The sequence below is a fragment of the Phycisphaeraceae bacterium genome (genome assembly GCA_040222855.1).
GTDB lineage: Bacteria > Planctomycetota > Phycisphaerae > Phycisphaerales > Phycisphaeraceae > Mucisphaera.
Genome location: JAVKCD010000003.1, coordinates 368,405 through 381,578 on the forward strand (window position 1 = coordinate 368,405; position 13,174 = coordinate 381,578).

Annotated in this window: 13 protein-coding genes; 7 read left to right on the forward strand and 6 right to left on the reverse strand. The window is 62.5% G+C overall.

What is annotated here, in order from left to right; all coding sequences use genetic code 11:
* Nucleotides 1-55 precede the first annotated feature (55 nt).
* The 5 genes from RIG82_01635 (at nucleotide 56) to RIG82_01655 (ending at nucleotide 7,414) form a co-directional block, all read left to right on the forward strand.
* Nucleotides 56-1,564, forward strand: coding sequence for a circularly permuted type 2 ATP-grasp protein (locus RIG82_01635; protein ID MEQ9459640.1), 1,509 nt, complete (start codon nucleotides 56-58; stop codon nucleotides 1,562-1,564).
* The gene (locus RIG82_01640) at nucleotides 1,561-2,577 is read left to right on the forward strand and encodes an alpha-E domain-containing protein (GenBank protein ID MEQ9459641.1); all 1,017 of its coding nucleotides are present in this window, start codon (nucleotides 1,561-1,563) and stop codon (nucleotides 2,575-2,577) included. Before RIG82_01635 ends, RIG82_01640 begins: the two co-directional genes overlap by 4 nt.
* Before the next feature lie 94 nt (nucleotides 2,578-2,671).
* Complete coding sequence (locus RIG82_01645) at nucleotides 2,672-4,729, forward strand: radical SAM protein (protein ID MEQ9459642.1); 2,058 nt, start codon at nucleotides 2,672-2,674, stop codon at nucleotides 4,727-4,729.
* 60 nt (nucleotides 4,730-4,789) lie between these two features.
* On the forward strand, nucleotides 4,790-5,401 hold the full coding sequence (locus RIG82_01650) for a LemA family protein (protein ID MEQ9459643.1): 612 nt from the start codon (nucleotides 4,790-4,792) through the stop codon (nucleotides 5,399-5,401).
* 30 nt (nucleotides 5,402-5,431) lie between these two features.
* Nucleotides 5,432-7,414 (forward strand): M48 family metallopeptidase, encoded by a 1,983-nt coding sequence (locus RIG82_01655; protein ID MEQ9459644.1) that lies wholly within the window; start codon nucleotides 5,432-5,434, stop codon nucleotides 7,412-7,414.
* Between the two features lie 211 nt (nucleotides 7,415-7,625).
* On the opposite strand, the gene RIG82_01660 is transcribed toward RIG82_01655, so the two are convergent.
* From RIG82_01660 to RIG82_01685, 6 genes are all read right to left on the reverse strand, one after another.
* A complete protein-coding gene (locus RIG82_01660) occupies nucleotides 7,626-7,781 on the reverse strand; it encodes a PEP-CTERM sorting domain-containing protein (protein MEQ9459645.1) in 156 nt (51 codons plus the stop codon).
* 250 nt (nucleotides 7,782-8,031) lie between these two features.
* Nucleotides 8,032-8,304: a hypothetical protein gene (locus RIG82_01665; protein MEQ9459646.1), complete on the reverse strand. Its 273-nt coding sequence runs from the start codon at nucleotides 8,302-8,304 to the stop codon at nucleotides 8,032-8,034.
* A 93-nt stretch (nucleotides 8,305-8,397) separates the two neighbouring features.
* Nucleotides 8,398-9,573: a biotin synthase BioB gene (bioB, locus tag RIG82_01670; protein ID MEQ9459647.1), complete on the reverse strand. Its 1,176-nt coding sequence runs from the start codon at nucleotides 9,571-9,573 to the stop codon at nucleotides 8,398-8,400.
* Between the two features lie 24 nt (nucleotides 9,574-9,597).
* The gene (locus RIG82_01675; protein ID MEQ9459648.1) at nucleotides 9,598-9,942 is read right to left on the reverse strand and encodes a hypothetical protein; all 345 of its coding nucleotides are present in this window, start codon (nucleotides 9,940-9,942) and stop codon (nucleotides 9,598-9,600) included.
* Between the two features lie 68 nt (nucleotides 9,943-10,010).
* Nucleotides 10,011-10,322, reverse strand: coding sequence for a hypothetical protein (locus RIG82_01680; GenBank protein ID MEQ9459649.1), 312 nt, complete (start codon nucleotides 10,320-10,322; stop codon nucleotides 10,011-10,013).
* Between the two features lie 49 nt (nucleotides 10,323-10,371).
* The gene (locus tag RIG82_01685; GenBank protein ID MEQ9459650.1) at nucleotides 10,372-10,536 is read right to left on the reverse strand and encodes a hypothetical protein; all 165 of its coding nucleotides are present in this window, start codon (nucleotides 10,534-10,536) and stop codon (nucleotides 10,372-10,374) included.
* A gap of 62 nt (nucleotides 10,537-10,598) precedes the next feature.
* Here RIG82_01685 and plsY point away from each other — a divergent pair, with 62 nt between their 5' ends.
* Nucleotides 10,599-11,252, forward strand: coding sequence for a glycerol-3-phosphate 1-O-acyltransferase PlsY (plsY, locus tag RIG82_01690; GenBank protein MEQ9459651.1), 654 nt, complete (start codon nucleotides 10,599-10,601; stop codon nucleotides 11,250-11,252).
* A gap of 154 nt (nucleotides 11,253-11,406) precedes the next feature.
* Nucleotides 11,407-13,044 carry a 2,3-bisphosphoglycerate-independent phosphoglycerate mutase gene (gpmI, locus tag RIG82_01695; GenBank protein MEQ9459652.1) on the forward strand — a complete coding sequence of 546 codons (1,638 nt, stop codon included), beginning with the start codon at nucleotides 11,407-11,409 and terminating at the stop codon, nucleotides 13,042-13,044.
* The last annotated feature ends 130 nt before the right edge of the window (nucleotides 13,045-13,174 follow it).

The window sequence follows — 13,174 nt, forward strand, 5'->3', positions numbered from 1 at the left end:
GATGAACCTGGCCGAGACCCGGCCCTACAGAGAGACCCATTTAGGGGTCTACACCATGACACAGCCAAGCACCGGCTCCACCGTCGTCACCGGCGGCGACGAAGCCGCTCCCAACCCGATCTTCAACGACTACGCCCCCCTTCCGCGCTGCTTCGACGAGTTCATCGACCAGCGCGGAAAGCCCCGTCCAGTCGCCGCCGACGTCTGCGGACTTTTCGATGCCCTCGGGCGAGAAGAACTCGCCGACCGTCATCGCCTCTCCGAGCACATGCTCATGCGCTCCGGCGTCACGTTCTCGGTCTACGCAGACAACCAGGGCACCGAAAAAATCTTCCCCGTTGACATCATCCCGCGTGTCATTGGCGGCGATGACTGGAGCCAGCTAGAAAAAGGCCTGGTTCAGCGCGTGACCGCGCTCAACCTGTTCCTCGACGACATCTACACCGACCAGCGCATCCTCAAGGATGGCATCATCCCAAGAGCCTGCATCGAGCGGTGCCCCGCCTTCGAGCCCAAAGCCGTGGGGTTCCGCCCCCCCGGCAAGACAAGAGTTCACATCGCTGGCATCGACCTGATCCGCGATGGCGAAGGCACCTTCCGCGTCCTCGAAGACAACCTGCGCACCCCCTCAGGCGTTTCCTATGTGCTCGAAAACCGCGAGTTGATGAAGCGTGCTCTGCCCCGAGTCTTCGCCTCGTCCCATGTCCGGGCCGTCTCGGATTACCCTCAGCAACTCCGCGAGGCCATGCGCCAGACCGCCCCCGAAGGCATCGAGAACCCCAACCTGGTCGTGCTCACGCCCGGCCCGTTTAACTCCGCCTATTTTGAGCACTCCTTCCTCGCTCGCATGATGGGGATCGAGCTCGTGCAGAACTCCGACCTCTTCGTCAAAGACGGACAGGTCTGGATGCACACCACCCACGGTCCCGAAGTGGTCCACGTCATCTACAAACGCATCGATGACGACTACCTCGACCCGGAAATCTTCAACCCCAAGAGCATGCTCGGCGTCCCGGGCCTCTACAACGTCTACCGCGAGGGCCGTGTCACCCTCGTCAACGCCATCGGAAACGGCGTCGCAGACGACAAGGGCATCTACCCCTACGTCCCGCGCATTATCAAGTACTACCTCGATGAAGAAGCGATCATCGGCCAGGTCGAAACCCTCATCTGTGCAGAACGCGATGATGTCAGGAAAGTCCTCGACAAACTCGATCAGTATGTCGTTAAGAAAGTCGATGGTGCTGGCGGATACGGCATGCTCATGGGACCGTCCGCGACCAAAGCCGAGCTCAACGACTTCCGCAAGATCCTCAAGCAATCGCCCGAACGCTACATCGCGCAGCCACTGGTCGAACTGTCGGCCTGCCCGACGTGGATCGACGGCAAGGCAGCCCCACGCCGTGTGGACCTGCGACCCTTCATCATTACGGGCCAATCCAGTTGGGTCCTTCCCGGCGGGCTCACCCGAGTCGCCCTCCGCGAGGGCTCCTACGTCGTGAACTCAAGCCAGGGCGGCGGGTCCAAAGACACCTGGGTCCTTCAGGGAGCCGATGAGGCATGATTTCCCGTGTCGCCGAGTGCTGTTACTGGCTGTTCCGCTACGTCGAACGCGTCGAGTCGACCTCGCGCCTGCTGCGCGTCAACCGCAGCTTCGCCCTCGACGCCCAGCTCCCGAGCCTCGAACGATTCCGCCCCCTCATCATCGTCTCCGGCGAAGAGAAACGCTTCACCAAACTCCTGGGTGCCGACGCAGCTAATGACCGCGAACGCGTCCACCACTTCCTCGCCTGGGACAACGAGTGCCCCGTCTCGATCATCAGCTCCATCCGCTGGGCACGCGAGAACGCCCGCACCATCCGCGAAGTCATCTCCGTCGATATGTGGGAATCCCTCAACGGCTTCTGGCACTGGATGGCCACCGGCGAAGGCAAGGGCCTCTACTACAGCAACCCCGACGACTTCTACCGCTGGGCGCGCGACTGGCCGCACGAGTTCTACGGCATCGCCCACTCCACCCTGCTCCACGATGAAGCCTTCGACTTCATGCGTCTGGGAATGCACCTTGAGCGCGTCGGGCAGACGGCCCGACTCCTCGACGTCAAGCACCACATGCTCGCCGCCGCGGATGATACCCCCTCGATCAAACCACTCGAGAACGCCGTGCTGATCGAACTGCTCCACGGCCTCTCCGCCCACGACGCCTACCGACGGCACACCGGCGGACTCTCGGCCCGGGGCGTCATGGACTTCGTCCTCCTGGAACCCGCCTTCCCCAGATCCGTTGTGCACAACCTCGAACAGGCCTGGACCATCCTTCACCGGCTCAGCGGCTTCGCCAACGCCCCCGACTCCCCCGCCAACCCCTACCAGCTCATCGAAGACCTCCGCGACCGGGTCCGCGCCTATCGTGGTGCCGAACTCAATCGCGACCAGCTCCACGCCGAGCTGACCGACGTGGTCGATCAGACCACCGCCATCGGCATCGCCATCGGCGAACGCTACTTCGCCCGCGAAACCCCAAAAAAACAGAGCCAGAGTCAGACTCAGACCGCAGGCTCCGGCGTCAGCGCCTGAGCCCGGCCAGTTAGGGGTTTCCGCCCTTGACCCACGAGACCGTTTCTCGATAAAGTGTGCAACGACAAAAGATAATCTTATCGAAAGATCATAAATGATTCGCCACCGCCTGATCGTCGCCTACATCCTCTGCTCCTCCTACGACGAGGACGGCTACCCACGCCGGTACCTCCGCGGGATCTTCCCCTCCAACACCCTCGGCTGCCTGACCACCCTCACCGAATCCCTCAACGGCTCCGGGCTCCTCACCCCCGACACCGACATCGAGGTCCGTTGCTACGACGACACCCTCGAATCGCCACCCATCCGGCAACTCGCCGCCGAAGCCGACGCCAACACCACCGTCCTGATCGGCCTCGCCGGCGTCCAGAGCTGCCAGTTCGCCCGCGCAACCGACCTCGCCCTCCAGTGCCGGGATCTCGGCATGCCCGTACTCGTAGGCGGATTCCACGTCAGCGGATCACTCGCCATGCTCGACCACACACCCTTCGAGTTGCAGCGACTCACCAACGCAGGCGTCTCGCTGATTAGCGGCGAAGCCGAGTCACCCAACGCCCTTGCTGCCATCTTCAACGATGCCTGCGCAGGCCAACTTCAACCCGTTTACACCATGCCAACGGCTCCTTGCCTAACACCAGCACCCCTTCCACGCACCACCGGCAAGTACAAGCGCCGGTTCTTCAGCGGCCGGGTCGCTCCCCTTGACACCAGCCGAGGCTGCCCCTTCAACTGCTCCTTCTGCACCGTCATCAACGTCCTGGGCCGATCGATGCGCCACCGCCCCGTGGACCGCATCCTCGCCGAAGTCGAACGCGCTTACGACGAAGGGATCCGCATGTGGTTCTTCGTCGATGACAACCTCGCCCGCAGCCCCATCTGGGAAGAACTCTTCGACGGGCTCATCGCCTTCAGGAAACGCTACCCGAAGATCACCTTCATCATGCAGATCGATACGCTCGCCTACAAACTCCCAAACTTCGCGGAGAAAGCGCGTGATGCCGGCTGCATCGCCGCCTTCATCGGCATGGAGAGCATCGATCCGGAGAATCTCAAAGAGGTCGGCAAGCGGCAAAACCATGTCGATGACTACGCCCACATGGTCGAGACGTGGCACAAGGCTGGCATCTTCGTCGAGGTCGGTTACATCACGGGCATGAGCCACGACACGCCAGAGTCCATCGACGACGCCGTGACAACACTCATCGAAAAAGTAGGCGTCGACTTGGTCGCCTTCTTCATGCTCACCCCGCTGCCGGGTTCCAAAGATCACCAGCAGCTCATCAACGATGGCACCATCCTCGACGCCGACCTCAACAACTACGACTCGATCCACACCACCTTCCGACACAAACGCATGACCGGTACCGACTGGGACGCCGCGTACCGCCGCGCTTGGGAACGCTTCTACTCCACCGAAAACATCACCCGCGTCCTGCTCCGCGCCCCCAAGCGCGTCTACTGGTCAATCTTCTGGATGATGCTCTGGTACCGACACGCCGTGCTCAGTCAGGAGCACCCCATGTTCAGCGGGTACGTCCGCTCCAAAAAACGCACCGAGCGACGACCCGAGCTCCAACGCGAATCCATCCCGCGATTCCTCCTCCGACGACTAGGCGACTCCTGCCGAGGCATCGGCCGATCCATCCAGCTCTACTTCGAGTTCCAGGAAATCTGGCTGATCACTCGCAAGCGCGATGACCCCCGCCGACAAACACTCGCCGACCTCCGCTACCGACTCGCCGTGGCGACACGCCAACTCGACGCCGCTGTCGATCCGCTGATGACCGCCATGCGCCAAGGCGTCCGCGACACGCTCTCCGCAGTCGATGGCTCGCGCCAACGCACCCGCCGCAGAGCCCTCCGCGCCCTCCGCAGCCTCCACGCCTGGAAAATCGCCGCGTCCAAGAGCGCCCCCAACGTCACCGCGCTCCGCGAGCACGCGATGCACGCCTACGAGTCCGTTGTCTGTCGCGACCTTAGCCTCCGACGCCGGGTCACCGCACAGTGGTGTCAGCTCGGGAGTGAACTCCGCCACGGCCTGCCCAGTCTCCGACGCCTGGCCTGGACACCCATCAACATCACCCTCGAACTGGTGATGGGCCTGCGCTTCGTCACCGCCTTCATCTTCAAACCCCCCGTCCCCGGCAACTAACCCGCGCTCGCATCCAAAAAACGATTAACCTGTACTCACGCACCACTCAGGAGCCGCGTGATGTCCACCACCGCGATCGTTCTCATCGTGCTAGCCGTCCTCGCCGTCCTCCTCCTCGCCATCATCATCTGGCTCGTCGGCATCTACAACCGACTCGTCACCCTCCGCAACCGCAACGAGAACGCCTTCGCCCAGATCGACGTCCAGCTCAAACGCCGCTACGACCTCATCCCCAACCTCGTCGAGACCGCCAAGGGCTACATGGCCCACGAACGCGAGACCCTTGATGCCGTCATCAGCGCTCGTAATCAGGCCATGAAGATCGAGGCCAACATCGGCGGGCCAGGCGGCATTGACGCCGCCGCCATCGGCCAACTCGCCTCCGCCGAAGGTGCCCTCACCGGAGCCCTTGGCCGACTCATGGCCGTCATGGAAGCCTACCCCGACCTCAAGGCCAACCAGAACATGCTCGCCATCCAGGAAGAACTCACCACCACCGAGAACAAGATCGCCTTCTCCCGCCAGGCCTTCAACGATTCAGTCACCGTCTACGAATCCTACCGAGAGTCTTTCCCACCCGTGATCTTCGCCGGCATGTTCGGCTTCAAAGAAGCTACCGTCTGGGAACTCGACGAACCCGAAGCCAAGTCCGCCCCCAGGGTCAGCTTCTAAAGATCCGCCTCAACCCAACGCTGACCGCCCATGGCCATGGACTTCTTCGAGCACCAGGAACAGGCCAGACGCCAGACCACCTGGCTCGTCGTGCTCTTCATCCTCGCCGTCCTCGCGATCATCGCCGCCGTGTACGGCAGCGTCGTCGCCGGACTCATGCTCGCCAACAGCAACACGATTTCCTGGAACGACCCCCGTCTGATCCTCGGGGTCACCACTGTCGTCGGCCTCGTCGTCCTGATGGGCACCCTCTACAAACTCGCCTCACTCTCCGCTGGCGGAGCCGCCGTGGCAGAATCACTCGGCGGCCGCCTGATTCAACGCAACACCCACGATCCCGACGAACAAAAGGCCCTCAACATCGTCGACGAAATGGCCATCGCCGCCGGCATGGCCGTCCCACCCATCTACGTCGTCCAGGGCTCGGGCATCAACGCCTTCGCCGCCGGATTCTCCACCGACGACGCCGTCGTCGGCATCACCCAGGGGGCCATCAGAAGACTCTCCCGCGACGAGCTCCAAGGCGTCATCGCCCACGAGTTCTCCCACATCCTCAACGGCGACATGCGCCTCAACCTCCGACTTGTCGGCGTCCTCCACGGCATCCTCATCATCGGACTCATCGGCGTCTCACTCATCCGCAGCCTCCGATACATGTCCCACTCACGCTCCAGCAGCAACCGAAAAGGCGGCGGCGGACAGATCATCCTTCTCATCCTCGCCCTCGGTGTGATCCTGTCAGTCATCGGGTACGTCGGCGTCTTCTTCGGCAACGTCATCAAGTCGGCCGTCTCCAGACAACGCGAATACCTCGCCGACGCCGCAGCCGTCCAGTTCACGCGCAACCCCGACGGCATCGCCGGAGCCCTTAAAAAACTCGGCTCCACCGGCGGGTCCATCGACCACCCCCGCGCCTCCGAACTCTCCCACCTCTACTTCGCTCCCGGCGTCTTCATCCTCTTCGGCAACCTCCTCGACTCACACCCGCCTCTTCCCAAACGCATCCTCCGCATCAACCCTTCCTGGGACGGCGTCTTCCCGGCCGCCGAGAAAGTCGAACTCATCCCCAGCACCAAAGATGACTTCGCCGCTGAACAAAACCGCCGACGTGAGCACCAGCAACAACGCTCCCAACAGATGATCGCCATCCTCACCGGTGCTGGCGCCGCCGAACTCGCCACCGTCGGTATCCTCGGCGACAGCGCGATCCGCAACGTCAGCCAGGTGCGACAGGACAAGGTCGCCTACGCCAGCCTCCTCCGAAACGCCATCCCCCCCAACATTACCGAGGCCGCCAGCGATCCCTACGGCAGCCGCGCTATCCTCTACAGCTTCCTCCTCGCCAAAGAGGCCAGACTCCGCGAGCATCAACTCGATCTCATCACACGCCTCGCCGACGAAACCGTCGCCGGACTCACCCACCACCTCGCCGATACGATCCCCACACTGCCTACCGAGCTGCGCCTGCCGATCGTCGAGATCAGCCTCCCCAGCCTCCGCCAACTCTCAAAACCGCAGTTCGACCGCGTCCTCCGCGTCATCGACCAGCTCATCACCGCTGACAACCAAACCACCCTCCGCGAATGGGCCCTCAAACGCATGGTCCGCAGGCAGTACGACATCGTCCACGCCCACCACCAGGACCCGTGGGGCAACGCACGCCTCACCGATCACCCCAGCGAAGTCACCCGCCTGCTCTCCCTCATCGCCCACGCCGGCTCCTCCAACCCCGCCCAGGCCGCCCAGGCCTTCTCCCACGGGGCACCCCTCCTCGACCTCACCGTCAACCAGCCCCTCCCCGCCAACCTCTGCCGCCTCGACCAGTTCGACACGACCATCGAGCCTCTATCCCAACTCCGCCCCCTCGAAAAACGCCGCCTCCTCGAAGCCGCCGCCAAGATCATCGCCGCCGACCGCGTCGCCACCGCCGAAGAAGCCGAACTCCTCCGCGTCATCGCCGACACCCTCGCCGTCCCCATGCCACCCATCCTCCCCGGCCAGAAACTCACCTGACCCCCCACCCTACGGTGAGTGCCACGCAGCAGTTCCACCCAAAGGGCCGGGTGCCACACTTTGCGCAGCAACGTGTGCCCGACCACCAACAAGCCCGGGTGGCCGGGGTCTGGCGCAGCCAGACTCCGGAACCAAAAATCAAACCCCCTTCGAGCCGCGTCGTATCGACGCGACCATCCGCGCTTAAACGAGGCACCTCAGCGCGACGACCTCACCCCCGCCGCACCACCAACCCCGCCATCCCCAAAGCCAACACCCCCAACACCCCAGGCTCCGGAACCACCAGCGTGACCAGACTCGGATCACTCGCCGTTAACGCAGTAAAATACTCATCACTGGGAAAAAGTCTGATGCCACCAGCACCCAACGGCTCATTATCGCTGTTCTGAAAGGATCCACTTCCGTGATGGGCTACTCCGATCACAGGGGGATGGAAACGTCCAGTCCCCTCTTCACGGGCGTCGAAGTAAAACCCCGAACTGAAACCAGGCTGACCGCTCACCAATAAAGTCTCATTCAGTTGCAGTCCATCAGATAGGACAGCATCAGTTGAAACAAAGAACCTAAAACCCCGTCCATCCCCATAAAACTCCACCCCATCCATCTCCCGTACCAGATCAAACGCCGAAAAAACCCGAAGGCGTCCCCAGCTCCAACGTCCCACTCACCCCGTAACGCACACTCACCAGCGACGGATTGTCATACACCCGTCCCGCCTCCAGCACATCATCCACCACGATCTCAACATAGAAATCCTCCACCTCACTAAACACAGGCGTCGTGATAAAATCCCCGCTGTCAAAAGCAATCGTAAACGCCCCCAACGCCACCGACGACAACCCCAAACCCAAACCCACCCCGCCCATCAACAGGTCGCTTCGCACACGCATCTCAAACCTCCTCAAGCCATCCCGGACCGCAACATCCCGGCACCCCTGTCAGCAGGATAACCATCGCCTCCCCTTACTCACGAAAAAACCGGCTCAGACCGCCGCCAGCGGCTTCTCGCCCTGATTCAGCACCGGCAGGGCAACCAACGACCCATCCCGACGCGCCATCAGCGCCCCCTCACGAGCCTTCGACGCATGCCCCGGCGACCGATCCAGCGCCGCCGCCGGGTCCGCCGCGTGCTCCACCTCATCGAACGTCGTGAACGACAACCCAAGATCCCGCAACATCTGATGATCCTGCTTCGGCGTCCGCCCAAACGTCGTCAGGTAGTTCCCGATCAGGAAACTCGACCCGCCAGCGAAGAAAATCCACGACTGCATATCCCGCAGAATCTTCTCCCGACCCCCCGCGATCTTCAGCTCACGATCCGGCAACAGGAACCGGTACACCGCGATGATCTGCAGCGCCTCCATCGGCTCCAGAGGCGTCACCTCGCCGTACATCGGCGTCCCCTGAATCGCATTGAGAAAGTTGATCGGCACCACATCCGCGCCCAGGTCCCGCAGCGCCAACGCCATATCGATCCGATCGTCCCAATCCTCACCCATCCCGAAAATCCCGCCAGAACAGATCGACAACCCCGCCGCCTTCGCGTTCTGAATTGTCCGCACACGATCCTGATAGCTGTGCGTCGATACGATCTGATCAAAATGACGCGCCGACGTCTCCAGATTGTGATTGACCCGCTGCACACCCATGTCCTTGAGTCGCTTCGCCTGCTCAGGCGTCAACTCCCCCAGCGTCGCGCACGGCCGGATCTTCCCCTCCTCCGCGGTCTTGCGGAAAAACGGCTCCATCCAGTCCAGCTCACGCTCCGTAGGACCCCGCCCCGAGTTCACAATCCCCATCGACGACGCACCGTTCGCCATCGCCTCATCCGAAGCATTGAGCATGTCTTCCACGCTCATCTTGTCAGGCGTCACATGCGTCTTGTAATGCTTCGACTGCGAGCAATACGAACAATCCTCCGAACAAGCCCCCGTCTTGCCCGTCACGATCGAACAGAACTTCACCTGACGACCCACGAACCGGATCCGGATCTTGTTCGCCCAGTAAAACAGGTCGTAAAGATCATCCCCCTCCAGCGTCGCGAGAAAACGAGCCTGCTCACGATCAAGCTGACCACCGCCCAGCACCAAAAGGGCCAGCGTCGCGATCTGCTCACTACGATCAGGGTGGTTCGGCGAAATCATCACAGCCTCTTCCATCAGGTCAGGGTCAACGAACTCTTCTCAACGACGCCGCGGCTCTTCCGCAGGGGTCGAAAACATCTCGGGAAGACTCAGCACACCAGCCGGAGCCATCTGGCGACGATTCACATCCAGCCGATACACAAACAGACGCTCCGTCCGGTTGTCCAGCACAAACAACGACTCCTCGCCGTTGCGCGTCTGCGCCGTCATCAGCGTGATGTCATCACGATTCACCAGCAACGCCGCCTCCGCACGATTCTCCAGCCACCCACGCGACTGCGACAACAGCAACCCGCTCAGCACGAACGCCGAAGCGATCAGCACATAACAAGCCAGCCGCGTCACCAGGCCGTTCGAGTCCATCTTGCTCTCAGAGTGCGTCATCTCAAGGTCTTCCGTTACAGGTCAGTTCTTCAAAAGATAAAGGCGATAAAGGTGGAGTCGTGGGTGGGTCAGCGTCGCGAGCGATCGCTATCGGCCTCAGCCAGATCACGCGTCAAGTCACGAGACGCGATGAACTCAAACCGGTTGGTCGACGCATTGAAAAACCCCGAGATCACCCGCGAGTTGGTCAGGTTCACCACATAGATCGCCGCTTGATTCGACCGCCCCGTTGCCTCCCCCGCGATCATCAGGTAGTTGCCCCGTGCCATCCCGCCCTGCGCCAGCGCCATCTCAGGAACAGGCCCCAGCGACGTGAACGCCACCCCGAACAACAGCACAGCATTAACAACCAGCAGCGAGGCAAGAGTGCGCGGGCCCATCGTGACTCCTCCGAACAGAACAAACAGGACGCCAAGACGCCCGCTCCGATCAATCCTGGTGTGTACGCTTCGAGTTCTTGAAGCTCCCCCAGAGCATCAACGCGACCAGCAGCCCCGCCACCACCATCACGATCCAGTCCGGCACCGCCGGATCCTTCAAATCACTCACCCCTTGGGCAAGCACCAACACCGTCTCAGGCAGGATCGTCATCATGCCGTCAATATAGACCCATCCTCCCCCATCGGCAATGATCAAGAGACCGTAAGGTACGAACGATGACCCTCACCCTCTGGATGCTCGCCGCCTACCTCGCCGGATCCATCCCCTTCGGACTGCTCATCGGTCGCGCCAGGGGTATCGACATCCGTCACCACGGCAGCAAGAACATCGGGGCCACCAACGTCGGCCGCGTCCTCGGACGCCCCCTCGGGCTCCTCTGCTTCGCCCTCGACCTCGCCAAGGGACTGACCCCCGTTCTCCTCTACTGCACCCTCGGTCCCGGCGTCGCTCCCGGCTCCGGCCTCCTCGCCGCCCTCTCGGGACTCGCCGTAGCCGTCGCCGCCATGGCCGGACACATCCTCCCCATCTGGCTCAAGTTCAAAGGCGGCAAAGGCGTCGCCACCGGCCTCGGCATCACCCTCGGCCTCTACCCCATCCTCACCCTCCCCGCCGTCGCCGTCGGACTCCTCTGGCTCGCCACCACCTGGATCACCGGCTACGTCTCCCTCGCCTCCGTCATCGCCTCCGCCCTACTCCCACCTCTCGCCCTCGTCAGCTCCCTCGTCCAAGGCGGAACCCCCGCCGAAGCCGCCACCTACACCACCATCACCACCGCCCTCGCCGCCATGATCATCATCCGACACCGCGCCAACCTCCAACGACTCCGCCAAGGCACCGAAGCCCGAGTCAAATGGGCCCGCACCAAATAAACTCAGGGTGGCCGGGGTCCGGCAAAGCCGGCCCCCGGATCCATCACCTCTCGCCAACCCTGCGTAGCCTTGGCGAAGCAGGGCCCTCTTCCCATACCATAACCCTCCCGGCGCACCCCGCGCCCTCTCAACATCCCAACCCTCGGAGCCTCCCATGCCCGACACGCCAAAACCCGTGGTCGTCATCGTCCGCGACGGCTGGGGACGAAACCCCAACCCGCAGCACGACGCCTTCAACGCCATCAAACTCGCCAACACCCCACGCTGCGACGCCCTCCTCGACCGCTACCCCCACACCCTCATTCACACCTCTGGCGAAGACGTAGGCCTCCCCGAAGACACCATGGGCAACTCCGAAGTCGGCCACCAGAACATCGGTGCCGGCCGCGTCGTCGACCAGGAATCCGTCCGCATCACCAAAGCCATCCGCGACCAATCCTTCTTCGAGATCCCCGCCCTCGTCAACGCCGTCAAACGCACCAAAACCGGCGCACGACGCTTCGTCCACCTCATGGGCATCGCCTCCGACGCCGGCGTCCACGGACTCATGGACCACCTCTACGCCTGCCTCGAACTCTGCAAACGACTCGGACAGCAACGCGTCGCCCTCCACCTCTTCACCGATGGCCGCGACACCGGACCCTTCACCGGCAAAGACTTCATCCAGCAGATCGAAGCCAAATGCAAAGAGATAGGCGTCGGACAGATCGCCTCCATCGCCGGACGATACTACGCCATGGACCGCGATAACCGTTGGGAGCGCGTCGAACAGGCCTACGCCTGCCTCACCGGGATCCACGGCCGCAAACTCGAACTCCCCATAGCACCCTCCGCACAACAGGCCATCCAGAACTACTACGACCAACCCGCCAACGACTCCCAGCAGGGCGACGAGTTCATCGTCCCCACCATGATCGGCGACTCCATCGACGACGCCCTCGCCACCCGCATCTCCGCCGACGACACCGTCATCTTCTACAACTACCGCGGCGACCGCCCCCGCGAGATCGTCAAAGCCTTCGTCCTCCCCAACGACCAGTGGGACAACGTCCCCCCCTCACCCGACACCGGCACCCGCGGCTTCAACCGCACCCGCCGCCTGGGCGTCGAGATGGTCACCCTCACCGCCTACGAACAAGGACTACCCGTCAAAGTCGCCTTCCCCAAGCCTCCCAAGATGACCGACATCGCCGGACAGTTCCTCGCCGAAAACAACAAAACCCAGTTCCGCTGCGCCGAAACCGAAAAGTTCCCCCACGTCACCTTCTTCTTCAACGACTACCGCGAAGAACCCTTCCCAGGCGAAACCCGCGGCATGGCCCAGTCACCCAAAGTCCCCACCTACGACCTCCAGCCCGAGATGTCCGCACCCGAAATCACCCGACTCGTCCTAGAACAGGTCAACAACAACTCCCAGGACTTCATCCTCGTCAACTTCGCCAATGGCGACATGGTCGGACACACCGGCAAACTCGACGCCGCCATCAAAGCCGTCGAAACCGTCGACCACGCCGTCGGACAACTCGTCGACGCCGTCCTCGCCCAAGGCGGAAAACTCATCGTCACCGCCGACCACGGCAACGCAGAACAGATGTTCGACCCCAACACCGGCAGCCCACACACCGCCCACACCACCTACGACGTCGAAGCCATCATCGTCGACCCCGCCCTCAACAAAGACACCCCCCTCCGCCAAGGCGGACGCCTCGCCGACATCCTCCCAACCGCCCTCCACCTCATGAACCTCACCCCACCCAAAGCCATGACCGGCACCTCCCTCCTCAAACCCTGAGCATCCCACAACAGAATCCAGCGTGTCATGAACCACAGGCGCCAGCCTGTGGGCCCATCCCCTCTTAAATGACCACCCCCCTACCAAACACAAGCCGCGTCTTCCTCCTCAAATCGGGTGCTCGCATGCC